Here is a 22,199-nt window from a genome sequence, read left to right on the forward strand (position 1 = left end):
GTGTCCTCACCGGCCCCCGGGGCGCCGTGGCCCGTGGCCTGGACGGCGACGCGCCGCCCCTCCTCCCCCGCGATCCGTACGGCGGCCGCGACGTCCGCCGCGTGCCGGGCCGCGACCACGGCGGCCGGGCGGTGCACCACCGCCGCGTTGAAGGCGGCCGACGCGGCGGCGCCGCCAGGCTCTCCGGGGGCGAAGACGTCGCCGGAGACCTCACGGGCCAGTCGTTCGCGCAGGAATGAGGTGTCCATCTGTTCCTCCTCGTTCGCCGCCGCACGGTGCGGGCGGGCTCGAGGACGACGCTCGGCCTAAGGGGGCCTCAGGGACATGAGGCATCCACGTCGATCCCCCTCAGATCTCGAGTCAGATCTCGAGTCAGATCTCGAGTCAGATCTCGATGAGGCCGCGCCGGTGTGCGACGGTGACCGCCTCGGTGCGACTGGACGCGCCGAGCTTGGCCATCACGTTGCTCAGGTGCACGCTGGCGGTCTTCTCGCTGATGTGCAGTCGTCGCCCGATCTCGCGGTTGGTCAGCCCCTCGGCGACCAGTCCGAGAACCTCGCGCTCGCGCCCGGTCAGCACGCTCGTCGTACCGCGCGCCGGCCGGTCGAGAGCGGTCCGCCGCTGGGTCGCGCAGATCGCGTCCTGCAACGGGCGCGCACCCATCCGGGCTGCGCTCTCGGCAGCGGCCGCGAGGAGCGGCGCGGCCGACTCCCGGTCGCCGCCGACGAGCCGGGCCTCGGCGAGGCGCCAGCGGCAGCGGGCCAGCTCGGGCTCGTGGCCGTACCCGAACGCCGCGAGGGCGGCCTCCCACTCCTCGACGGCGGGCTCGCCGCGGAGCCGGGCGGCCTCGGCCACGGTGCGCGCGTGCCACGCCCGGCCCTCGGGGCCCAGGTCACCGGGCCGGCCCCGTCCCCTCGCGACCAGCTGCTCGGCCCGCTCGGTCCACGCTGCTCCGGCCGCCTCGGCAGCGGCCGCACCAGCGCCGTCGCGCCGCAACCGGCAGGCCGCTGCTTCGTCGGCGAGGGCGCCGAGCGCGAGGGCTGCCAGCCAGAGCCCGCCGTACATGCGGTCGCCGACCACAGCGTCGAGGTGGGCCAGTGCCCTCCCGGCGACCGCAGCGGCCGCCGACGGCTCGCCCGCCCAGGTGAGCCGCTCGGTCTCGCAGCCACCGGCGACGAGGGCGACCTGCGGGTCGACGTCCCAGCTGTCCGCCAGCCGGTCCAGCCGCAGCGCCGCGTCGTCGCGGCCACGGGCGACGGCGGCGTAGCAGCCGACGGCGGCGAGACGGGCGGCCGCCGTGTCGGGCCGGCGTTGATCGGGGACGGCCGCGGCGGCCAGGCTGGCGTCGAGGTCGCCGCCGACGTACAGGGCGATGGCCTCGAGCACCCGCATCTCGACGCCCGGGTCGCTCCACCGCAACCCGGTCTCCTCCGCCCGCGCCAAGGCCGTGCGCAGCACCGGACGCGCCCCGGCGACGTCGCCGCCGTAGTAGTGCAGCGACGCCAGGGTGTAGTGGGCGCGCAGCTCCGCGGCCAGCTCGCCGTGCTCGCGAGCCAGGAGCACGGCGGCGCCCAGCTGGTCGGCCGCCCGCGACGGGTCGCCGCCGATCTCGTCGAGGAAGGCCACGGTGGTGAGGGCGTCGACCTCGAGGCGGGGTACGGCGGCTGCGCGGGCCCGGTGAAGGGCGCGCTCGGCCACCGGGCGGGCGGCGTCGGTGCGACGTGAGGAGAGCAGCGACCGGGCCAGCATCACCTCGGCCAGGGCGGCGGTGCCCGCGTCGACGTCCTCAGCGGCGGCGAGCGCAACGGCCTGCTCGGCCGGGACCTGCAGCTCCTCGGTGCGGTCGAGGGCGATCAGCTGCCGGACCAGCTCGGCCCGCGCCTGCACGGCTCCGGTGGCGTCGCCGACCGCGTCGGCGAGGTCGACGGCGAGACGGGCGAGGTCGACCGAGCGGGCCGGCTCCCCCGCCAGGCCGGCCGCGACGGCAGCCCGGACCGCGACCCGGCCGCGCGTCGTACCGCTCAGGGCGTCGGCCTCGTCGACCTCGGACCAGGTGTCGAGCACGTACTGCAGGTGCTGCAGTGCGGCGTCGGGCGCGGTGGCCGACAGGGCGTCGTCCGCCGCGCGCAGGGACCACGCCAGCGCCTCGGGCCGGTTGCCGGCCAGCACGTGGTGGCGGGCGACCTCGCCGGGCGACGCTCCGGCGGCGGCGAGGGCGGCGGCGTAGCGGGCGTGCAGCCGCAGGCGCACGCCGGGCAGCAGGTCGTCATGGATCGCGGCGCGGAGCAGGTCGTGCGCGAAGGCATAGCCGTCGCCCTCGGCGGTGAGCAGGCCGGCCTGGACGGCGGCGCGCAGAGCCTCGTCGACCTCGGCATCGGGGCGCCCGACGACGACGCGCAGCACGGCGTCGGGCACGGGGCCGGCCGAGCCGGACGCCGTACGGACCACGGCCCGTGCCGTCTCGTCGAGCGGTTCCAGGCGCCCGACCAGCAGGTCCGCGAGGGCGGTCGGCACGGCGTCGAGGCGGCCGGTCTCCGCGAGCTCCTCGGCCAGCGCCTGCACGAAGAACGGGTTGCCGGCGGTGCGGCGGAACACCTCGTCGGCGACGTGCGGCTCGGGCTCGACTCCTCCGACGTGCCCCAGCAGGGTGCGGACCTCGTCCGGCGCGAGCGGTGCGAGGTCCACCCGGCGGACCGGCTCCAGGCGGCCGAGCTCGCCGACCAGCCGCCGGATCCGCGGCCGTGCGGCGAGGCCGTCGGTCCGCAGGGTCGCGACGACCGCGATCCGCTCGGTGGCGGCGCGGGTCAGCAGGAACCGCAGGAAGTCGGCCGACGAGGCGTCCATCCACTGCAGGTCCTCCACGACCACGGCCACCGGGCCGTGGGCCCGGCCGGCCGCGGCCAGTCGGGTCGCCATGGCGTCGTAGGTGCGCAGCCGGCGGGCCTCGTCCGGCGCACTGTCGGCGAGCTCGGTGAGCAGCGCCTCGTCGCCGAGCGCGCGAGCCAGGTCGGTCAGCGCGAGGAGCGGAAGGCCGGGCTCGCCGAGGTCGACGCACTGGACGCGGACCACGCGTCCCTCCCTGAGACCGTCCTGCAGCGAGCGGACGACGCGGCTCTTGCCGACGCCGGCCGGGCCGGCGACGAGGACGGCTCCGGGACGGCCGTCGGCCGCGGCGGCGACGACGGCGCGGAGCAGCTCCAGCTCACGCTCGCGCCCGACGAGGGGTACCTCGCTCCGCGGCCGCACCATGGCCGCCATCATCGCAGCGGATCGGGCGGTGCGGGGCGGCTTTCAGAGCCGCTGCGGGCCCGACCGCCTCAGGCGGTCCAGTCGAGCAGGATCCCGCCGGCGGTGATCGCGACCCACCACCACACGAACGACATGATCCCGAGCGCCACGGTCCGCTTCGGGTGCGAGCTCCACCAGACGAAGCACAGCACGAGCATCGCCACCCAGGTGAGCATCAGCACCGCGACGGCCCAGGCGGGCGCGAGCAGCCCGGAGGCGGCGTACAGGAAGAACGACGAGACCAGCAGGATCAACCCCACGAACGGCCACGGCGAGATCCGTCGTCCGGTGGCAGGGTCGATCGCCACCGGACGGATCCGGCGGCGACGGGAGAGAGCCAACGGACTACTTGTCCTCGGCGTCGTCGTTCCAGACCGGGTCCTCGTCCCACGCCTCGGTGCGCTCGGCCGCCTTCTCCAGCGCGCGAGCGGCCTCGGCCTCCGTGGGGTAGGGCCCCAGACGGTCCTTGTTGGGACAGCCCTCGACACCCTCGACCCGGTGGTGGGTCAGGCAGAACCAGTACTCGTTCTCCTCGGACATGGTCCGAACCTACCGCGAGCGTCACTACTCTCACGGTCATGCGTCCGCACCCAGTCGCTCTCGTGCTGCCCACTCTCCTCACCTGTTCCGCGCTCGGCGTGCTCCCTGCGGCGATGGTCTCCGCCGCACACGCGGAGTCGGTCACCGTCGCCGATCCCGGCGGCAACGTGCCGCCGATGCTCGCCATCGAATCGGCTCGCTTCTCGAACAGGAAGAAGCGGGTCAAGGTTGTCGTGTCCGCACCCGAGTTCAGCCTGCAATGGGTGTCGTGGGCGAGGCTCGAGGTCCTGGTCGGCAAGCAGAAGGGCAATCCGGGCTACCGCTATCACTACCAGCTCTCCTGGGATCGCGACAGCGGTGGCATGACCCTGTACGAGAGCCGGGCCGGCACGGACGGCAGCCTCCGGATCAAGTGCCGCGGGAAGCGGTTCCATTCCGACGAGGCGGCCGGACGTATCACGATGTCGTTGCCTACGCGGTGCCTCAACGGTGGCGCCAAGGTGCAGATGGGATACCAGCACGGCAGCACCCAGACCCAGTACGGCTGGGACGCGGTCCCGAGCGTCGACGACGCCGTCGACGACTACGGTCTCGGCCAACTGCCGACCTTCACACGGTGGCTGCGACGCGGCTGATCCGCAAAGCAGCAGTCACGACGCGCCGAGCTTGCCGGCCAGACGCTCGACCCGCAGCACGTCGTACTCGTGCTCGGGGTCGCCCGTCATCGCCGCCGCGAGCCGCAGGTGCGGGAGCGCCTCGGCGTACCTCGACTGCCGCTCGAGCGCGCGTCCCAGCGCGTGCCGGCTCCACGCGTCGGCCGGGTCGTCCGCGACCAGCGCGGCGAGCTCGTCGACGGCCTTCTGCAGCTGCGCGCGCATGAGGAACGCCCACGCCCGCAACGACCGCAGCCCACGGTTTCCCGGCTCCTCCTCGAGCGCGGGCTCGAGGACCTCGAGCGCCTCGCGCGGGGCGCGACGGGACAGGAGGTCGTGGGCGGTGCGGTACGCCGCCTCGTGGCGCTCGGTCGTACCCGGAAACACAATCGGCGGCAGCACGTTGATCTCGGGCACGTCGCTCATGTCGTCTTCAACTGTCCCGCGAGTCACGTTGTTCCCTACAGTGGTGCGTGGACGGGCTGGCCGGGCGACCGCGTGACCCATCGCCGCGAGGCGACGGGCCCCGAGGAAAGTCCGGGCTCCACAGAGCAGGGTGGTGGGTAACACCCACCCGGGGTGACCCGCGGGAAAGTGCCACAGAGAACAGACCGCCTCGCCTCTCGTGGGCGGGGTAAGGGTGAAACGGTGGGGCAAGAGCCCACCAGTGCGCCGGGCGACCGGAGCAGCTAGGCAAACCCCACCCGGAGCAAGACCAGACAGCACACGACGGTCCGGATCAACCGGGCTGAGAGGGCTGCTCGCCCGAGTGTGCGGGTAGGTCGCTCGAGGCTGTCGGCAACGGCAGCCCTAGATGGATGGTCGCCCCTTTGGAAACAGAGGACAGAACCCGGCTTAGAGGCCAGCCCGTCCCCAAGACCGCCGACTCATCGGCTCGCGAGCAGTCCCGCGGCGAACACCGCGACCGCCACCCGCCAGACTCGATCTTGATGGGCTGCTGTCCTGCCGAGCAGTCCGTTGCGCTCCTGGACGGCGAGACCGGCGAGCAGTGCGGCGAAGGCAACGGCGTGGGGCTCGATGTCGTCGGCATCGAGCTCGGAGGTGGACCGGAGGATGTCGACAACCACCTGCCTGCATCGCAGCGCGCCGTGGCCGTCCGGTATCGGCCCCGAGACCGGCCGCATGGACATGACCTCGGCCAGAGCGGGCTCTGCGCGGGAGAAGCGTCGATAGGCGTCGGCGTACTCCCCCAGCCCTTCCCGCAAGCCTCGGTCGGCCGAGGGGAGCGAGGCCGCGAGGAGTTCGAAGCCCTCCAGTGCCACGGCGTTGACCAGGCCGTCGCGGCTCCCGAAGAGCTGGTTGAGGGCAGCGATGTTGGTGCCGGCGGCGCTCGCGACCCGGCGCGTGGTCATCGCGTCGAGGCCCTCTGTCCGGACGATCTCGAGGGCGGCTCTCCGGATCTCGTTCGCCAACTCCTCCGTGCGGATACGAGGTCGGGGCATAGGCCTCTCCTAGGTTGTGTATCACTGATACGTTTCTTGCCATGACCACTCCTCTCCCCCGTGTCTCGGATGTCATCGAGACGATGCCGATCGCGCGGTTGCTCGGATTGACGGTCGAGTCCGCCGCACCGGACCAGACCGTCATCAGCATGCCGGTGCGGCCCGATCTGACCTTCGACGGCGTTCATTGCCAGGGCGGAGTCGTCGCGATGCTGGCGGACTTCGCTGCCGTCCGCGCTGCCTTCGCCGCCGTCGTCGCGGAGGGGCGTTTCGTCGCGACCACCGCCATCGAGGCCCACAATCTCCGACCCGCCCGGGGCCAGCGGCTCGTCGCAGTCGGGCGCCTGATCGGGCGACCCGGTCGGACGATGGTCGCGGCTGCCGACGTGTACTGCGACAGCCCGGACGGCGAGCACTGCCTCACCGGGCTCTTCACCGCCACCGCCCTCGACCCGAGCGCAGCAACGCGACGCGCTGGCTAGAGACCTGCCCACCATCAAGACCGGCGCGGCGCGGGCTCAGCCAGCAGGCCCTGGGACGTCGTCGAGCCGCTGACCGAAGGACCGACATGACGACCTCTCCCGACCAGACGTTCCTCCAAGCCGCCGAGATGTTCGCCGCCTTGTGCGACCGGATCGCGGAGCCCGATTGGACCCGCCCGGGGCTGGGCGAGTGGGACGTCCGCGCGCTCGTCGGCCACACGCTGCGGGCGGTCACCACCGTCCACCAGTACCTCTCGAAGCCCCACCCGTCCGCGCCCACGTGCGGGAGCACCGGCGAATACTTCGCCCTCGCCCGGAGCATTCCCGGGGCGGACAGTCGCGCGGTGGCCGAGCGTGGTCATCAAGCGGGCCGCGACCTCGGTCCACGACCGGTCGACACCATCCGCGCCGAGATCGCCCGGACCCGGACCTCGCTCGAGGAGACTGTCGACGACGGAGCTGGGTTGGACACCGTGGTGGAGACGGTGGTCGGAGCCATGCGGCTCAGCGACTACCTGCCCACCCGCACCTTCGAGCTGACCGCGCACAGCATCGACCTCGCCACCGCCTGCGCTCTTGCGCTGGAGCCTCCCGCCTCCGTCATCGAGTCGGCGGTCCAGACCGCAGCGAGCGCGCTGACCCACAGCAGCGACGGCGTTGTCGTTCTCCGTCATCTCATCGGCCGCCCCGCCGAGGGATTCCGGCCGCTCTTCGACTGACGGGCCGCTTCCCCTTCCCCCGCTCCGTAGGCTCGGCCCCACACGTTCCACGGCAGCCCGGGAGGCGTCATGTCACGTACTGCTCGCTCCATGACGAGCCTGCCCAGGTCCGGACGTGCCGCGGTCGGCGCGACGGTCGCCACCGGCGTGCTCGGCGCGCTGGCATCCGCGCCCGAGCGGGTGCACCGAGTGTTCCGCCGGCGCTTCCCGACCGTGGCGGTGACGGGCATGACCGGCGTGGGCAAGACCCAGCTGGCCGACCGGCTCGCGCGGCGCAGCTCCGGCAGCGCCGCGGCCGAGGTGGGGTCCGCGGTGATGGAGCGGCGTACCCGTCGCTCGCGCCGGCTGCACGGCTTCCGGTTCCTGGTCGTGCCGGGTGACAACGCCGCGACCCGCCTGGGCGCGCTGGACGAGGTCTTCCACGACGAGCCGGTCGACGGCGTGATCCACGTGGTCGCCAACGGCTATGCCACGCCCCGCCGCGCCGCGGGTACGACGGGAGCCGCGAGCGCGACCCGGGAGGAGCAGCTCGCCGCCGAGCTCGAGGACTGGACGATCACCGCCCACCGCATCGCCTCGATGGCGGTCCGACGGTCCGCGCCGGTCTGGCTGGTGATCGCCGTGACCAAGGCGGACCTGTTCGCCGACGAGCTCGACGACGTCATCCGCTACTACTCCCCCGGCAGCGGCTCGCCGTTCGGCGACAAGGTCGACGAGCTGCGCGCGCTCGCCGGCGGCGCACGGCTCTCCGTCGACGTGCTCCCCGTGTCGAGCCAGCCCGAGGGCGGCTCCTCCCTCACCGCGAAGCGGGCCGGCGCGATGGTCGATGCCCTCGCCACCCGGCTCGCCCAGCTCAGCGGCCACGTCTGAGGGTCAGATCGCGCGGACGCCCCAGTAGGCGCACATCCCGGCGAACAGGATGAGGGTCAGGTTCGTCGTCCGCAGGCCGATCGCCGCGGCGACGCCCAGTCCCGCGAGCTCGGCCGCACCGACCTCGACGTGTCCGTCGCTGATCATCATCGCGACGATCAGCGCGGACAGGGTCGCGGGGCCGACGTACTCGAGCGCGTGCAGGACGGGTGCCGGCAGGGCGCGCCGGGCGAGGCCGATGATGAAGACCGCGCGGCAGGCGAAGGTGCCGAGACCGACGGCCACGATGGCGAGGAAGGCGCTCACGCGCGCCTCCGGTCGGCGAGCACGCCCGCCACGATCCCGGCCACGGCGCCCACGAGCAGACCCGCCCGGTTGGGCAGCCCGGCGCAGGCGACGGTGACCACCGCGGCGACCAGGACCGCGACCCACTTCGGGGAGCTGTCGAGGCCGGGGATCAGCATCCCGGTGAACATCACCGGGACCGCGAACTCCAACCCCCACCCGGTCGGGACCACCGGACCGAGGACCAGCCCCAGAGCGATGAAGAGGAACCACAGCACGCAGAACGAGAGGCCCACGCCGAGGTAGTAGCGCCGGAACGCCGCCGGCGGATCGTTCTTGCGCCGCTCCGCCAGCACGAAGACCTGGTCGATGAGCAGGTACGAGCCGACCCACCGGAACCACGCGGGCTGTCGCTGGAAGGTGGGCGCCAGGGCGACGGAGTACATCGCATGCCGCGCGTTGACGACCAGCGCGGCCGTCACCGCCGCCGCCCAGGCCGCGCCCGAGCCGAGCAGCGTGATCAGGGTGAGCTGGCCGGCGCCGGCGTAGATGATCGGCGCGGAGCTCCACCCGGTCACCGGGCCGATCTGCGCCTCGGTCACGGCCACCCCGATGACGAAGGCGAACGGGATCGCCGGGATCAGCATCGGGAACGCGTCGATGACGCCGCGACGTATCACGGGACGATCGTGCTGGCCGTGTCCCGCCCCACGCAAAACCGCGTCGTCCGGTCACTACGATCACCGGGTGAGCGCGAACCTGGTTGCCAAGAGCCTGGCCGGCGGTCACGCTCACCGGACCCTCTTCGAGTCCCTGGACCTGACGGTCGCACCGGGCGACGTGGTCGGCGTCGTCGGCGCCAACGGCGCGGGCAAGACGACCCTCCTGCGGATCCTCGCCGGAGCCCTGGCTCCCCTCGAGGGCACCGTGTCGACCGCGCCCAGCGACGCCTTCGTCGGCTGGCTCCCCCAGGAGCACGAGCGCGTCGAGGGCGAGACGGTCGGCCAGTACGTCGCCCGCCGCACCGGGGCCGCCGCGGCGACCGACGCGATGGAGCGGGCCGCGGCGGCGATGGGCGCCGGCGACGACTCGGCGGCGACGGCGGACGCCTACGCGCACAGCCTCGACCACTGGCTGGCCTGCGGCGCGCCGGACCTCGACGAGCGGCTGCCGCCGGTGCTGGCCGACCTGGGACTCGACGTCGGCCCGGACGCGCTGATGACCTCCCTGTCGGGCGGGCAGGCCGCGCGGGCCGCGCTGGCCGTGCTCATGCTCAGCCGCTTCGACCTGGTGCTGCTCGACGAGCCCACCAACGACCTCGACCTCGCCGGGCTGGAGCGCCTCGAGACCTTCGTCCGCGGGCTCCGCGCCGGGGTGGTGCTGGTCTCCCACGATCGCGAGTTCCTGTCGCGGGTCGTGACCCGCGTCGTCGAGCTCGACCTCGCCCAGCACCAGGTGGCCGTGTACGACGGCGGCTACGACGCCTTCCTCGAGGAGCGCGCCATCGCCCGGCGCCATGCCCGGGATGCCTACGAGGAGTTCGCCGAGAAGAAGGCCGACCTGGTCAGCCGGGCGCGGGTCCAGCGGGAGTGGAGCTCCCAGGGCGTGCGCAACGCGATGCGCAAGTCCCCCGACAACGACAAGGTCCGTCGCCGGGCGCAGTCGGAGTCGTCGGAGAAGCAGGCTCAGAAGGTCCGCCAGATGGAGTCCCGGATCGCGCGCCTGGAGGAGGTCGAGGAGCCGCGCAAGGAGTGGGAGCTGCGTTTCTCGATCGGCGCGGCGCCGCGGTCGAGCTCGGTGGTCGCGACCCTCGACCGGGCCGTCGTGCGGCTCGGGGACTTCACGTTCGGGCCCGCCTCGCTCCAGATCAGCGCCGGCGACCGGATCGGGGTCACCGGCCCCAACGGCGCGGGCAAGACCACGCTGCTGCGCCTGTTGCTCGGCCGACTCGCCCCCGACGACGGCCGGTCCGGCCTCGGCCCCTCGGTCGCCGTCGGCCAGATCGACCAGGCCCGGACCGGACTCGACGAGGACCTCCCGCTCGGCGCCGCGTTCGAGAAGGCCGTGCCCGACATGGCGCCGGCCGACGTACGCACCCTGCTGGCGAAGTTCGGCCTCAAGGCCGACCAGGTCACCAGCCTCGTCGGCCGGCTCTCACCGGGCGAGCGCACCCGGGCCGCGATGGCGCTGCTGCAGGCCCGCGGCGTCAACCTGCTCGTCCTCGACGAGCCGACCAACCACCTCGACCTGCCGGCGATCGAACAGCTCGAGGAGGCCCTCGAGTCGTACGACGGCGCGCTGCTCCTCGTCACCCACGATCGCCGGCTGCTCGACAACGTCCGGCTCGACCAGCGCTGGCAGGTCGAGGGCGGCCGGGTGACGGCCGGCCACCCGGCCTGAGCGTCCCTTCCCGGGGATCAGGCGCCGGTCGGCGTCTTGCTCATCAAGGTGACGAGGTCGAACGCCACGGTCGCCGCGGCCACGCAGGTGATCTCCGCGTGGTCGTAGTCGGGCGCGGTCTCCACGACGTCGGCACCGATGATGTTGAGCCCGTCGAGCCGGCGCAGCACGTGCAGCAGCTCCCGGCTGTTGAGACCGCCCATCTCCGGCGTTCCGGTGCCGGGCGCGAACGCGGGGTCGAGCACGTCGATGTCGATCGAGATGTAGACCGGCGCGTCGCCGACCCGCTGACGGATCGCGTCCGCGGCGCCCTCGATGCCGAGGAAGTCGAGGTCGCCGGCGCGGATGATCCGGAAGCCGAAGGAGGCGTCGTCGACGAGGTCCATCTTGTCGTAGATCGGGCCGCGGATGCCGATGTGGATCGACTTGTCCTCGGCGAGCAGACCCTCCTCGAAGGCCCTGCGGAACACGGTGCCGTGGGTGATCGGCGCCTTGAAGTAGGTGTCCCAGGTGTCGAGGTGGGCGTCGAAGTGGACCAGCGCGATCCGTCCGTGCTGGGCGTGCGCGGCGCGCAGCATCGGCAGCGCGACGGTGTGGTCGCCGCCGAGGGCGACGATCCGCCGCCCGGCCCGGCCGTGGACATCGCGGGCCATGTCCTCGATCTGCTGCATGGCCTCCTCGATGTCGTACGGCGTGCAGGGCACGTCGCCCGCGTCGACGACCTGGATCTCCTCGAGCGGCGCCGTGTCGAGCTCGACGTGGAAGCGGGGCCGCAGGTGGCGGGAGGCCTGCCGGATGCCCATCGGCCCGAACCGCGCACCCGGTCGGTACGACGTGCCGCCGTCGAACGGGACGCCGAGGATCGCGACGTCGTAGTCGGGCACCGACTCGACCAGCGGGATCCGTGCGAACGTGCCGAGGCCGGCATAGCGGGGGACCTTCGTCGCCTCGAGGGCGCCGATCGGCTTGTGTTGGCTCATGCGGAGACCTCCGTCTCGGGGGTGAGGGCGGGCGCCGGCTGCCGGCGCAGGACGCGGAGCAGGGCGAGGTAGATGAAGGCCGTGGCGATGCTCCCGACGACCCACGACGTGTCGACCGCTCCGGTCTGCTTCGCGATCGCGCCGACGTAGAGCGTCGTCGACATGAACGGGATCTGCACCAGGCAACCGAGGACGTAGCTGAGGAGGGCGGGGACGTTGAAGGCGCCGTACCCGCTGTTCGGGTCGCTGAACGACTCGGGGTCGTAGTGCCCCCGGTGCACCAGGTAGTAGTCGACCAGGTTGATGATGCTCCACGGCACCAGCAGGTAGGCGAGGACCAGGATGAAGTTGGTGTAGTCGGCCATGAAGTCGTCGGAGACGGTCGTCGAGGCCACGAACACGGCGATCGCGAGCACCACGGCGGTGGCGTGCCGGGCCGACGCGCGCGGCGCCCAGCCCAGCCGGAAGGTCTGGATGCACGTGAGCACGCACAGCGCCGAGCCGTACATGTTGATCACGCCGGCGTCGATCGCGCCCAGGAAGAACGCCAGCATCACGAAGACGAACACGGCGCGCGGCATGATGTTGTCGAGGTCCGCCAGGACGCCGTCGGCGCCGAGGCCCGCGACCAGGAACGCGCCGACGGTCATCGCCCCGATGACGCCGAGCACGGTGCCGGCGTAGGTGTACCAGAACGCCGCTCGGGTCGAGGTCGACGAAGGCAGGTAGCGGGAGTAGTCCGAGACGTAGGGCGCGTAGGACAGCTGCCAGACGCCGACCACCGACGCCATCCCGAGGAAGCCGGCCCAGGTGAAGGAGCCGCCGGACGCCGTGAGACCGGTGCCGCCGTCGGCGGCCTCGATGCCCGTGTAGACGAGCGTGAGCACGAGCGCCAGGCCCGAGAGCCAGACCATGATCCGGTTGAAGCGGAGGATGAGCTGGTAGCCGACCACGACGGCGGTCAGGGTCAGCGCGGTGCTCAGCAGCAGCCCGGGCGTGGCGCCCAGTCCGGTCCACACGGCGCTCAGGGTCTGCTGCGCCAGCACCATCAGCGACACGATCCAGCCGACGTAGATCAGCACCACGATCACGGTGATCGGGACCGAGCCGTACATCCCGAACTGCGCGCGGGCCTGGATCATCTGGGGCACGCCGAGCTTCGACCCCTGGGCCGAGTGCAGCGCCATGAACACGGCGCCGACCACGCTGCCGACGACGATCGCGAGGACCGTCGAGCCGACGTCGAGACCGAAGATGGTGGGTCCCAGCAGGCCGGTGACGACGGCCAGCGGGATGATCTGGACGGTGAACCAGAAGGAGAACAGGTGCTGGACCTTGCCGGTGCGCTGCGACTCCGGCACCGGTTGGATCGTCAGCCCTTCGACGAGCGTGCTTTCCTGCGACATGGCGGGTTTCCTTCGCTGATCGATCGTCGGGTGGTCACGCGTGGTGCTTGACCATGACGTGCTTGGTGCGGGAGTAGTCGTCGAGCGCGTACGCCGACAGGTCGCGTCCGTAGCCGGAGGACTTGAAGCCGCCCCACGGCATCTCCGTCGCGAACGCGAGGTGGTCGTTGACCCAGACGGTCCCGAAGTCCAGTCTGCTCGGAAGGCCCGCTGCCCTGCGGGCGCTCTCCGTCCACACCGAGGCCGACAGGCCGTACGGCGTGGCGTTGGCCGCGGCGACGGCCGCGTCCTCGTCGGTGAAGGTCTCCACCGTGACGACCGGGCCGAAGATCTCCTCGGTCGTGCAGGCCGCCCCGGCGGGGATGTCGACGAGCACGGTCGGCTCGACGAAGAAGCCCGGCCGGTCGAGCGCCTTGCCGCCGACGGCGGCGCGGGCTCCGTCGGCGTACGCCTGCTCGAGGGCGGCGACGACCCGGGTGTGGTGCTCGCGGGAGACCAGCGGACCCATCTCGACGTCCTCGCCCTCGGTGGGGGCGCCGACGACCATCGCCTCGACGCGCTTGACCAGGCGGGCGACCAGGTCGTCGTGCACGGCGGCGTCGACGATCACCCGGCAGGCGGCGCCGCAGTCCTGGCCGGAGTTGCCGAATCCGGCGAAGACGACGCCGTCGGCGACCGCGTCGAGGTCGGCGTCGGCGAAGACGAGGACCGGTGCCTTGCCGCCGAGCTCGAGGTGCACCCGCTTGAGGGTGGCGGCAGCGGCGGCGGCGACGGCCTGTCCGGCGCGGACGCTGCCGGTGACCGACACCAGGTCGACGTCCGGGTGGGTGGCGATCGCGGCGCCGACCACGGAGCCGTCGCCGGTGACGACGTTGAGCACGCCGGCGGGCAGGATGTCGGCGACCAGCTCGGCGAGCCGCAACGTGGTCAGGGGCGTCTGCTCCGACGGCTTGAGCACGCAGGTGTTGCCCGCCGCGAGGATCGGCCCCAGCTTCCAGGCCGCCATCAGCAGGGGGTAGTTCCAGGGCGTGATCGCGCCGACCACGCCGACCGGCTCGCGCAGGATCGTCGAGGTGCTCCCCTCGACGTACTCCCCCGCCGCCAGCGCGACCTGCGCGCGCACGGCGCCGGCCATGAACCGGAAGGTGTCGGCCGTGGCGGCGACGTCGTCGGCCGCGAGGCCCGCCGGCTTGCCGGTGTTGCGCGACTCCAGCTCGGCGAGCTCGGCCGCGTGCTCGTCGACCGCGGCGGCGATCGCGAGGAGCGCGTCGGCGCGGTCCCTCGGCGTACGCCGCCCCCAGTCGGCGCACGCTCGGCGGGCCGCGCCGACGGCTCGGTCGACGTCGGCGGCCGTGCCCCGGCGGGCGTGGGCGATCACCTGCTCGGTGGACGGATCGACGACCTCCTGGGTCGCGGGCCCGTCGCCCTCCCAGGCTGCACCGTCGATGACGTGGGCGAGGGCGGTCACGACAGGTCCGCCCCGTGGATGTCGAAGCCGCGGTCGACGACGACCTCGAGCAGGTCCACGTAGGAGTCGATGTCGTCGTTGGCCTGCCGCGGCGCCGGGCGGTAGTTGAGGGCCTGCTGCACCTGCGGGCTCTGCAGGTAGGCGCCGGAGACCAGCGTCGACAGCGCCTCGAACTCGGCGATGTGGCCGGTGGAGATCAGGTCGAGCGCCGCCTCGGCGTCGAGACCGTCGGCGAGTTCGAGGGCCCGGCCGAAGGCGGGGACCAGGTCGGGCCGGAAGCCGAGGGCGCGGTCGATCAGGTCGGTCGGTACGCCGGCCGCCGACGCGGACGGGAAGTCACCCGAGCCGGGGATGAGCACGTCGGCGAGGACGGCGAGGCGGTCGCGGGCAGTGGGATCGAGCATCACGGTGTCCTTTGCAGTCCGTCGTGGACGTCAGGAGGCGGAGACCTGGTTGTGCCGGTTGTCGGCGAGGTGACGGGCCGCGCGCAGGGCGATCGCCATGATCGTGGCGGTGGGGTTCACGCCGGTCGACGTGACGAAGTTGCTGCCGTCGAGCACGAACAGGTTCGGGATGTCGTGCGAGCGACCCCACTGGTCGACGACCGAGTCCTTCGGGTCCTCGCCCATCCGGGCGCTGCCCAGCAGGTGCCAGCCGCTGTCGCGGACGACCCGGTCGACGTGGATGCTGACCGCGCCGGCGGCCTCGTGCGCCTCGACGGCGCGGGCGATGTGGAAGTCGAGCAGCCGGTCGTTGTTCTCGGTGATCTGGTAGTTGATCTTCGCGGCCGGGATGCCGTCGGAGTCGGTGAGCTCGGGGTCCAGGACGATCTCGTTGCTCTCCTCGGGCAGGTCCTCGGTGGTGATCCCCCACTCGAGCGTGCGTCCGAAGGTGCTGCTGAGCTTGTCGTGGAAGCTGCTGCCGAAACCGTCGCGCCAGTCGGTGCCGGGCTCCCAGAGCACCCGGTTGAGCGGGCCGGGGGTCGGCATCAGGTTCCACTTGCCGCCGCGCACGAAGCCGCGCGACTCGTCGGTCTCGTAGAACTCCAGCGACTGCAGCGACTGACCGGCCGGGCCGAGGTGGCTCTCCAGGTCCTCGTCGTAGGTGCCGTAGACCGAGGCGTAGGGGTGGATCATCAGCCGCTTGCCGACCAGGCCGGAGGAGTTGGCCAGGCCGTCGGGGTGCGCCGAGGAGGCGGAGTTGAGCAGGATCCGCGGGGTGCCGATGCCGTTGGCGGCGAGGATCGTGATGCCGGCCCGCTGGTGGTGCCAGTGGCCGTCGCGGTCGACGTACTCGGCTCCGGCGACCAGGCCGTTCTCGTCGGTGGTCAGTGTGCGCACCCGGGCGCCGGTGATCAGCACCGCGCCGGCGGCGATCGCGTCCGGCCAGTAGGTCAGGTCGGCGCTGGCCTTGGCGCCGGCGGGGCAGCCGGACTCGCAGGCGCCGTACCGCTGGCAGGCGGGCCGGTTGCGGAAGGCGCGCGACGAGATCGCGTTGGGGGCCGGCCACCAGTGCCAGCCGAGCTTGTCCATGCCGCGGGCCGCACGCAGGCCGGCCTTGCCAATCGGCAGCGGCGGCAGTGGGAAGGTGTGGGCGTCGGGGTACGACGGGTCGCCCTCGAGCCCCGAGGCGCCGATGTGGTGGGTGACCTCGTCGTAGAACGGGCGGAGGTCTTCGTAGGTGAACGGCCAGTCCTCGGCCACCCCGTCGAGGGTCTTGACCCGGAAGTCCGAGGGGAGGGCGCGGACCCAGTGCCCCGAGTACAGGATGCTGCTGCCGCCGACGCCGTTGAACAGCAGCGGCTCGAGCGGGCTGTTGTCCGCGTTGATCGGGTAGTCGGCGTCGTTGCCCCGGCGGTTCGGGCTGGGGTGCCACTGCTTGAGGCGGGCCAGCTCCCAGGACGGCTTGTCGCCGGTGAAGTCGTCCGGCAGGTTCCAGTCGCCCTGCTCGAGGCAGACGACCTTGAACCCGCGCCGGGCCAGCTCGTACGCCGCGACCGCGCCTGACGGTCCGGCACCGACGATCAGGACGTCGGCATCCTCGACTGCTGACTGCACGGTGACACTTCCTCTTCCGGATCGGTGAGCGCTGCTTCCCGTGGGATCAGCCTGCCTGCGACCCAGGTCACAGGTCTGCCCACGATCCGCCACAGCCGGCACGAGAGGTTTCGTGCGATCGCACAAGGCCCGGGAGGGTCAGGAGCGGGGCGCGGCGCCCTTGGCGGGCGCGAGCAGCGACTGGGCGCGCAGCGCGAGCCACAGCTCGGCGATGTCGGCCGTCTCGCTGGTGGTGCGGCCGGTGATCTCCTCGACCTTGCGGATCCGGTAGAGGACCGTCTGCCGATGCACCCGCAGGGCGTCGGCGGTCCGCTGCCACGAGCGCTGGTTGCCGAGGAAGGAGTCGAGCGTCGCGAGCAGCGGGGTGTCGTGGACGCGCTCGTACTCCAGGAGCGGCCCGAGGACGCGGGAGACCAGCGCTGCGGCGTCGTCCAGGCCGCCGACCCCGATGATCGGGCTGGCGTCGCCGTAGTGGAAGGTCCGCCCGATGCTGCCCTGCGCGGCCCGCAACGCCCACGTCGCCTCCCTCAGCGCCTCCGGTCCGCGGTCCGGTGTGCGCATCGGCGCGCTGACGCCGATCAGCGCCTGCGGGCCCAGGTCGGCGCGCAGCACGTCCTGCACCTCGCTCGCGCCGGAGGCGAGGATGTGGAGGATCCCGGACCGGAGGGTCACGACGTGGCCGATCCCGTTGCGCCACAGCGCGATGTGGATGTCGCGCAGCCGGCCCGCGTCGTCGCCGCTGACGGCGTACAGGCGCGATCGGGCGACGTCGATGCCGGCCGCCTTGAGCTGACGACCCGCCGGACGGGACTCGGCCCGGCCCTCGAGCACCTGCGCGAGCAGCTCGGCGCCCAGCCGGCGGCGGTGCTCGACAGCCACGACGCTCTGGGAGAGCTCGAGGGCGAGCACGGTGACCGCGTGCTGCATGAGGATCGCGTCGACGGGGCTGCGGCCGTGCGAGACCAGCACCATCAGCGCACCCTGCTGCATCGGCATGTCGATCAGCCGCAGCTCGCGACCGTCCGGCAGGGGGACGACCAGGGCGCCGGCGCGCAGGTCGGCCCGCGTGCTGGCGATCTCGTGGAGCGCTCCGGCGAGGACCGGGTCGAAGCGGGGGTCGCCCGGATACCACGGCTCCCCGGACGCGCGATGGCACACGTGCACCTCGCAGCCCAGCACCTGCGACAGGGGCTCGCGGAGCACCGACGAGCTGTCGTCGGTGCTCACCATCCGCTGCACGGTCCGGTAGATCTTCTCGGTGCGCACCAGGCGGTCGGACTGCTCGAGCAGGTTGGCCGCGGCGACCGCCTGCGAGATCGCCACGAACGGCATCGGGAACTCCACCGACAGCACGCTGAGCCCGAGCCGCTCGCTGGTGGCGAGGAGCTCGTCGGTGAGGGGCGGGCAGAACATCTTGTCGCCGATCGCCAGCGCGCTGGCGCCGGCCTCGACCAGCTTCTCGATCAGATCCTGCTGCTCGGCGCCGCCCTGCGGGAAGGACATGCCGTTGGTCAGCAGCAGCTCGCCCCCGGTGAGCCATCGCCAGGGCTCGGGCAGGTCCGAGACGTGCGTCCAGGACACCGAGCGGCCCACGCCGCCCTCGCCGGAGATCAGGTGCAGTCGCAGGTGCTGCATCTCGAGCAGGTCCGCGACGGTGATCGCCATGGGCCGAGGATAGGGCTCCTCAGCGCTCCGGGATGTCCGGCTGCGGGAAGACCCGCGGGACCAGGTCGAGGCCGCGCACGTGCTCCGCGATCTCCCCGCAGGTGGTGACCCACAGCTCCGGCATCGCGGCCATCGTCTCGAGCAACGACTCCAGCGCCCGGATCCGGCCGAGCCGGCCGCTCAGGAACGGGTGGATGGTCAGCGTGAAGCACGACTCGTAGCGGTAGGCCTCGGTCAGCTCGCCGGTCCACATCGACAGCGCCTTGGCCGGGTCCTCGATGACGCCCGGGCCGAACACCTCGGGCACGAACGCGAACTGCTCCCAGTCGTCGAGCGCCCAGGAGACGGGGATCTCGACGATCGAGCGGGCTCCCTCCCCCGGCCGCTCGGCCAGCTCGTAGGGCAGGTCGGAGTCCATCAGGCTGGAGTCGTAGAGGAAGCCGCGATCGAGCAGGATCTCCGCCGTCGAGTACGACGTCTCCCACAGCGGCGCGCGATAGCCGACGGGACGCACCCCGAGCACCTTCTCCAGCGACTCGATTCCGCGGTCGATGATCGCGGCCTCCTCGGCGTACGACAGGCCGGCCATCGCCTCGTGCAGGTAGCCGTGGTGGGCGATCTCGTGGCCCGCGTCGCGGATGCGCCGGAGCAGGTCGGGATAGCGCTCCACGGTGTAGCCGGGGGCGAAGAAGGTCGCCTTGAGGTCGAAGCGGTCCAGCAGGTCCAGCACGCGCGGGACGCCGGTCAGCGCGCCGTAGGCCTGGTGGCTCATCACCGACAGCCGGTCCCGGGTGCCGGGGTCGATGGTGAGCGCGACGTCCTCGGAGTCGAGGTCGAAGCCGAGATTGGCGGCGGCGCGGAAGCCCGTCGGCCAGGCGATCGGGGCGGCGGGCAGGGTGACGTCGTTCATCACGCACGCGCCCTCGTGCTGCCGCCGTTGGCGGACAGGGTCTGGCCGACGAACGCCTTGAGGCCGGGGCGGGCGAGCAGGGCGACGGTGGCGGCGATCTCCTCGGGACGGCCGATCCGCCCGGCGGGGATCGCCCGGCCGTACTCGGCGTGCATCTCCTCCAGGCTCAGGCCGGCGTCGTCGGCGTCGACCTGCAGCTGCGGGGTGTCGATGATCCCCGGTGCGACCGCATTGACGGTGATGCCCTCCGGCGCGAGCTCACGGCCGAGTGACTTGGTGAGCGCGATCAGGCCCGCCTTCGAGGAGGCGTACGCCGTGGCGTTCGGCCAGCCGATCACCCCCCACTCGGAGGTGATGATCACGATGTTGCCGCGCCCCTGTCGGCGCATCCCGGGCAGCACCGACTGCACGCAGCGGTAGGTCCCGGTCAGGTTGGTGTCGATGTTGCGCCACCAGTCGTCGAGCGACTGGTCCAGCAGCGGGCTCATCGACATGTACGCCGCATTGCAGACCAGGACGTCGACCGGGCCGTGCTCCTGCTCGACCTTCGCGAACGCCGTCCGCACGGAGGTGGCGTCGGCCATGTCGGCCACCACCGGGAAGCCACCGGTGAGCTCGACGACCTCGCGCATCTGCTCGGTGTCGGCGCGGCCGTTGACGCCGACCGTGGCACCCTCGGCGGCCAGCCGCAGGGCGATGGCGCGGCCGATGCCCTGGGTGGCGCCGGTGACGACCGCGATGCGGCCCTCCTGGTGGCGCGGGGGCTGGAAGTCGGTCATCAGATCACTGCTCCCATGTTGGGGGAGATGACTTCGCCGAAGCAGAAGCCACCCTCGTCGACGAGGAACTGCACCGCCTGCGCGATGTCCTCGGGCTGGCCGAGGGCGCGGGCCGGCAGCGAGGCGAGGTACTCCGGGGTCCGTTGCGGCGCGGGCAGGAGCGGAGTGTCGGTCGGTCCCGGCGCGACCGCGTTGATCCGTACGCCGTGCCGGGCGACCTCCGCGCCGAGGCTGCGGACGAAGCCGAGGATCGCGCCCTTGGCGGCCGAGTAGTGCGCCTCGCTGTCGGTGCCGCCGATGCCGAGCTCGGAGGAGATCGCGACGATCGCGCCCTCGCCGCGCTCGATCATGCCGGGCAGCACCTCACGCACCGGGTTGAGCAGTCCGCCGACGTGGACCCGCATCATCCGGCCCCAGCGGTCCTCGTCGATGTCGGAGAACGGGACCAGCTCGTAGTGGCCCGCCGCGGTGACGAGGGCGCCGATCGGCCCCACCTCGGCCTGCACCCGGGCGAGCGCCGCCCGGACGATGTGCGGGTCCGAGACGTCGCAGACCACGGCGTGCTCCAGGTGGTCGGCGCGGCGCATGTCGATGCCGACCACCGTCCAGCCGGTCTGCTCCAACGCCCGGCACACGGCCGCACCGATGCCCGAGGCCGCGCCGGTGACGACGGCGACACGCGCGGTCACGACCGCTCCCCCACGGGCCCGCTGATCCTGTTGCGCCGGCTCGCGTAGACCGCGACGCCGACGATGCCGAGCGCTACCAAGCTGATCACCATGCTCCAGTTGATGTACCAGGGTTGACCGGGCTGCGTGCGCGGCCAGAGGACGTTGACGATCTCGAAGGCGAGCCAAGCCGCGGCGGCGTACGTGACGATCCCACCCCAGCGGCCCAGGGAGAAGGGCCCGGGCACCCAGCGACCGCTCAGCCGCAGCAGCGCGGCAGCGAAGACCGGCACGGCGAAGGCGATATAGGGCCCGAGGACCGAGAAGTTCACCAGCACGTTGTAGAGGTCGGAGCCGGCGAACAGCAGGAACAGTCCGGAAACGACGGCGGTCAGGCCGATCGCACGGATCGGCATCCGCTCCGGGCCGGCGAGCTTCGCCAGCGCCTCGGCGCCGGGGAGGGCACCGTCGCGGGCCATGCCGTAGACCGCACGCGAGACCGCGGACTGCACCGCGAGGAACGCCGAGACGAAGCCGATCACGAACATGATGAGCAACGGCTTGGCGATCGAGGCGCCGAGCTGCGCGGTCAGCGTCGCCGAGACCGGGTCGCCGCTCTGCGCGCTGAGGACGGCGGGCAGGTCCGGGATCGCGAGGATGACCGCCACGGCCGAGAACATCACGATCGAGCCGACCAGCAGCAGGCCGAACACGATCGCCTTCGGCACGTTGCGCTCCGGCTCCTCCACCTCCTCCGCGATCGACCCGGCCGACTCGAACCCGAGAAAGGCCCAGCCGACGAAGGCCATGGCGAGGAGCATCGTGCTCACCGTGCCGCCCTCTGCGTCCGGCAGGCCCTCGAAGAGGGTGGAGACCGGGTTGACCCGGTGGAAGACGAGAAGCACGATGCCGAGCACGACCGAGCCGACGATCTCGCACAGGATGCTGGCGATGATCATCACCTTGAGCACCTGGCGCCCGATCATGTTCGCCGCAGTGCCGAGCCCGATGATGCCCAACGAGACCGCCGCGAGCTGCAGCCGGGTCGGTTCGACGACGTCGAGCACCCCGAGCAGGAAGCCCGCGGCGGCGTACGCCATCGTCGAGAGGGTCAGCGTCAGGCCCCACAGGTAGGCCCACGCGGCGGTCCAGCCCCACGCGGTGCCGCGGGCGTGGCGGGCCCACTGGTAGACGCTGCCGGCGTACGGCCAGCGCGAGGCGAGCTCACCGAAGACCAGCGCCACCAGCATCTGGCCGGCCAGCACGATCGGGAACGCCCAGAAGAACCGCGGGCCGGCGGCGAACAGGCCGAGCGCGAAGATCGCGTAGAGCGCCACGATCGGCGAGATGTCCGCGAAGGCCAAGGACAGTGCGGAGCGGAAGCCGAAGCCGCGGTTCAACGTGTCGTGGGACGCGCCGGGCGCTCCCGCTGCTGCGGCGGCGGGGCGCTGCGAGGTCTCTGGTCCCACGATGTCCTCCTCCGTGGCGCCCGCGGCGGGCACCAGGTGGCGCCATCATGGCGACGGAGGGCAGGACGGGGCAGCCTCGGTCAGGTAACAGATCGCA

At 72.4% G+C, this 22,199-nt stretch carries 22 protein-coding genes, 1 other RNA gene and 1 pseudogene; 6 read left to right on the forward strand and 18 right to left on the reverse strand.

The window, feature by feature from the left end; translation table 11 throughout:
• From FHP29_RS01870 to FHP29_RS01885, 4 genes and pseudogenes are all read right to left on the reverse strand, one after another.
• Positions 1–248 (reverse strand): annotated as a pseudogene (locus tag FHP29_RS01870) (FAD-binding protein); the annotation flags it as partial.
• A 136-nt stretch (positions 249–384) separates the two neighbouring features.
• On the reverse strand, positions 385–3,249 hold the full coding sequence (locus FHP29_RS23055) for a helix-turn-helix transcriptional regulator (RefSeq protein ID WP_158296445.1): 2,865 nt from the start codon (positions 3,247–3,249) through the stop codon (positions 385–387).
• A gap of 68 nt (positions 3,250–3,317) precedes the next feature.
• Complete coding sequence (locus FHP29_RS01880) at positions 3,318–3,596, reverse strand: hypothetical protein (RefSeq protein ID WP_139621180.1); 279 nt, start codon at positions 3,594–3,596, stop codon at positions 3,318–3,320.
• A 37-nt stretch (positions 3,597–3,633) separates the two neighbouring features.
• Positions 3,634–3,828, reverse strand: a complete 195-nt coding sequence (locus FHP29_RS01885; protein WP_139621181.1) for a hypothetical protein — start codon at positions 3,826–3,828, stop codon at positions 3,634–3,636.
• 38 nt (positions 3,829–3,866) lie between these two features.
• Here FHP29_RS01885 and FHP29_RS01890 point away from each other — a divergent pair, with 38 nt between their 5' ends.
• Positions 3,867–4,463, forward strand: a complete 597-nt coding sequence (locus FHP29_RS01890) for a hypothetical protein (RefSeq protein WP_139621182.1) — start codon at positions 3,867–3,869, stop codon at positions 4,461–4,463.
• A gap of 15 nt (positions 4,464–4,478) precedes the next feature.
• Here the strand turns inward: FHP29_RS01890 and FHP29_RS01895 are convergent, their stop codons facing one another.
• Positions 4,479–4,907, reverse strand: a complete 429-nt coding sequence (locus tag FHP29_RS01895; protein ID WP_139621183.1) for a tetratricopeptide repeat protein — start codon at positions 4,905–4,907, stop codon at positions 4,479–4,481.
• Positions 4,908–4,959: 52 nt separating this feature from the next.
• Here FHP29_RS01895 and rnpB point away from each other — a divergent pair.
• Positions 4,960–5,355, forward strand: an RNA gene (gene rnpB, locus FHP29_RS01900) — RNase P RNA component class A.
• A 13-nt stretch (positions 5,356–5,368) separates the two neighbouring features.
• Here the strand turns inward: rnpB and FHP29_RS01905 are convergent.
• The gene (locus FHP29_RS01905) at positions 5,369–5,944 is read right to left on the reverse strand and encodes a TetR/AcrR family transcriptional regulator (protein WP_139621184.1); all 576 of its coding nucleotides are present in this window, start codon (positions 5,942–5,944) and stop codon (positions 5,369–5,371) included.
• Between the two features lie 41 nt (positions 5,945–5,985).
• Between FHP29_RS01905 and FHP29_RS01910 the strand changes: the two genes are divergently transcribed.
• The 3 genes from FHP29_RS01910 to FHP29_RS01920 all read left to right on the forward strand — a co-directional run bounded on the left by FHP29_RS01910 (position 5,986) and on the right by FHP29_RS01920 (position 8,015).
• Positions 5,986–6,426, forward strand: a complete 441-nt coding sequence (locus FHP29_RS01910) for a PaaI family thioesterase (protein ID WP_139621185.1) — start codon at positions 5,986–5,988, stop codon at positions 6,424–6,426.
• Between the two features lie 86 nt (positions 6,427–6,512).
• Positions 6,513–7,145 carry a maleylpyruvate isomerase N-terminal domain-containing protein gene (locus FHP29_RS01915; RefSeq protein ID WP_139621186.1) on the forward strand — a complete coding sequence of 211 codons (633 nt, stop codon included), beginning with the start codon at positions 6,513–6,515 and terminating at the stop codon, positions 7,143–7,145.
• Between the two features lie 90 nt (positions 7,146–7,235).
• Positions 7,236–8,015, forward strand: a complete 780-nt coding sequence (locus FHP29_RS01920) for a hypothetical protein (protein ID WP_205013797.1) — start codon at positions 7,236–7,238, stop codon at positions 8,013–8,015.
• Between the two features lie 3 nt (positions 8,016–8,018).
• Here FHP29_RS01920 and FHP29_RS01925 read toward each other — a convergent pair whose 3' ends face one another.
• Both FHP29_RS01925 and FHP29_RS01930 read right to left on the reverse strand, forming a co-directional pair.
• Positions 8,019–8,321, reverse strand: coding sequence for an AzlD domain-containing protein (locus FHP29_RS01925; protein ID WP_139621188.1), 303 nt, complete (start codon positions 8,319–8,321; stop codon positions 8,019–8,021).
• Entirely contained in the window at positions 8,318–8,980 is a 663-nt protein-coding gene (locus tag FHP29_RS01930) for an AzlC family ABC transporter permease (RefSeq protein ID WP_205013798.1), read from the reverse strand. Before FHP29_RS01930 ends, FHP29_RS01925 begins: the two co-directional genes overlap by 4 nt.
• Positions 8,981–9,047: 67 nt before the next feature.
• Here FHP29_RS01930 and FHP29_RS01935 point away from each other — a divergent pair, with 67 nt between their 5' ends.
• Positions 9,048–10,700, forward strand: a complete 1,653-nt coding sequence (locus FHP29_RS01935) for an ABC-F family ATP-binding cassette domain-containing protein (protein ID WP_139621189.1) — start codon at positions 9,048–9,050, stop codon at positions 10,698–10,700.
• Between the two features lie 17 nt (positions 10,701–10,717).
• Here the strand turns inward: FHP29_RS01935 and speB are convergent, their stop codons facing one another.
• From speB to FHP29_RS01985, 10 genes are all read right to left on the reverse strand, one after another.
• Complete coding sequence (gene speB, locus FHP29_RS01940) at positions 10,718–11,680, reverse strand: agmatinase (RefSeq protein ID WP_139621190.1); 963 nt, start codon at positions 11,678–11,680, stop codon at positions 10,718–10,720.
• Positions 11,677–13,086 carry a purine-cytosine permease family protein gene (locus FHP29_RS01945; RefSeq protein ID WP_139621191.1) on the reverse strand — a complete coding sequence of 470 codons (1,410 nt, stop codon included), beginning with the start codon at positions 13,084–13,086 and terminating at the stop codon, positions 11,677–11,679. Before FHP29_RS01945 ends, speB begins: the two co-directional genes overlap by 4 nt.
• A gap of 34 nt (positions 13,087–13,120) precedes the next feature.
• Positions 13,121–14,554 (reverse strand): aminobutyraldehyde dehydrogenase, encoded by a 1,434-nt coding sequence (locus tag FHP29_RS01950; RefSeq protein ID WP_139621192.1) that lies wholly within the window; start codon positions 14,552–14,554, stop codon positions 13,121–13,123.
• Complete coding sequence (locus FHP29_RS01955) at positions 14,551–14,958, reverse strand: gluconate 2-dehydrogenase subunit 3 family protein (protein WP_139621193.1); 408 nt, start codon at positions 14,956–14,958, stop codon at positions 14,551–14,553. Before FHP29_RS01955 ends, FHP29_RS01950 begins: the two co-directional genes overlap by 4 nt.
• Before the next feature lie 30 nt (positions 14,959–14,988).
• A complete protein-coding gene (locus tag FHP29_RS01960) occupies positions 14,989–16,611 on the reverse strand; it encodes a GMC family oxidoreductase (RefSeq protein ID WP_139621194.1) in 1,623 nt (540 codons plus the stop codon).
• 138 nt (positions 16,612–16,749) lie between these two features.
• Positions 16,750–18,276 (reverse strand): PucR family transcriptional regulator, encoded by a 1,527-nt coding sequence (locus FHP29_RS01965; protein ID WP_139621195.1) that lies wholly within the window; start codon positions 18,274–18,276, stop codon positions 16,750–16,752.
• Positions 18,277–18,295: 19 nt separating this feature from the next.
• Positions 18,296–19,186: a polysaccharide deacetylase family protein gene (locus FHP29_RS01970; RefSeq protein WP_139621196.1), complete on the reverse strand. Its 891-nt coding sequence runs from the start codon at positions 19,184–19,186 to the stop codon at positions 18,296–18,298.
• On the reverse strand, positions 19,186–19,965 hold the full coding sequence (locus tag FHP29_RS01975; RefSeq protein ID WP_139621197.1) for an SDR family NAD(P)-dependent oxidoreductase: 780 nt from the start codon (positions 19,963–19,965) through the stop codon (positions 19,186–19,188). Before FHP29_RS01975 ends, FHP29_RS01970 begins: the two co-directional genes overlap by 1 nt.
• A complete protein-coding gene (locus tag FHP29_RS01980; protein WP_139621198.1) occupies positions 19,965–20,654 on the reverse strand; it encodes an SDR family NAD(P)-dependent oxidoreductase in 690 nt (229 codons plus the stop codon). The genes FHP29_RS01975 and FHP29_RS01980 overlap by 1 nt, the downstream gene beginning before the upstream one ends.
• The gene (locus FHP29_RS01985; RefSeq protein ID WP_139621199.1) at positions 20,651–22,102 is read right to left on the reverse strand and encodes an APC family permease; all 1,452 of its coding nucleotides are present in this window, start codon (positions 22,100–22,102) and stop codon (positions 20,651–20,653) included. The genes FHP29_RS01980 and FHP29_RS01985 overlap by 4 nt, the downstream gene beginning before the upstream one ends.
• Positions 22,103–22,199 lie beyond the last annotated feature (97 nt).

Origin of the sequence: Nocardioides albidus, from assembly GCF_006335005.1 — a bacterium.
Lineage (GTDB): Bacteria > Actinomycetota > Actinomycetes > Propionibacteriales > Nocardioidaceae > Nocardioides > Nocardioides albidus.

Excerpts from the sequence above, each read along its gene's own strand:
- FHP29_RS23055 (WP_158296445.1), bottom strand. The coding sequence starts at position 3,249 with ATGGTGCGGCCGCGGAGCGAGGTACCCCTCGTCGGGCGCGAGCGTGAG.
- FHP29_RS01885 (WP_139621181.1), bottom strand. The coding sequence starts at position 3,828 with ATGTCCGAGGAGAACGAGTACTGGTTCTGCCTGACCCACCACCGGGTC.
- FHP29_RS01890 (WP_139621182.1), top strand. The coding sequence starts at position 3,867 with ATGCGTCCGCACCCAGTCGCTCTCGTGCTGCCCACTCTCCTCACCTGT.
- FHP29_RS01895 (WP_139621183.1), bottom strand. The coding sequence starts at position 4,907 with ATGAGCGACGTGCCCGAGATCAACGTGCTGCCGCCGATTGTGTTTCCG.
- FHP29_RS01905 (WP_139621184.1), bottom strand. The coding sequence starts at position 5,944 with ATGCCCCGACCTCGTATCCGCACGGAGGAGTTGGCGAACGAGATCCGG.
- FHP29_RS01910 (WP_139621185.1), top strand. The coding sequence starts at position 5,986 with ATGACCACTCCTCTCCCCCGTGTCTCGGATGTCATCGAGACGATGCCG.
- FHP29_RS01915 (WP_139621186.1), top strand. The coding sequence starts at position 6,513 with ATGACGACCTCTCCCGACCAGACGTTCCTCCAAGCCGCCGAGATGTTC.
- FHP29_RS01920 (WP_205013797.1), top strand. The coding sequence starts at position 7,236 with ATGACGAGCCTGCCCAGGTCCGGACGTGCCGCGGTCGGCGCGACGGTC.
- speB (WP_139621190.1), bottom strand. The coding sequence starts at position 11,680 with ATGAGCCAACACAAGCCGATCGGCGCCCTCGAGGCGACGAAGGTCCCC.
- FHP29_RS01945 (WP_139621191.1), bottom strand. The coding sequence starts at position 13,086 with ATGTCGCAGGAAAGCACGCTCGTCGAAGGGCTGACGATCCAACCGGTG.
- FHP29_RS01955 (WP_139621193.1), bottom strand. The coding sequence starts at position 14,958 with ATGCTCGATCCCACTGCCCGCGACCGCCTCGCCGTCCTCGCCGACGTG.
- FHP29_RS01965 (WP_139621195.1), bottom strand. The coding sequence starts at position 18,276 with ATGGCGATCACCGTCGCGGACCTGCTCGAGATGCAGCACCTGCGACTG.
- FHP29_RS01970 (WP_139621196.1), bottom strand. The coding sequence starts at position 19,186 with ATGAACGACGTCACCCTGCCCGCCGCCCCGATCGCCTGGCCGACGGGC.
- FHP29_RS01975 (WP_139621197.1), bottom strand. The coding sequence starts at position 19,965 with ATGACCGACTTCCAGCCCCCGCGCCACCAGGAGGGCCGCATCGCGGTC.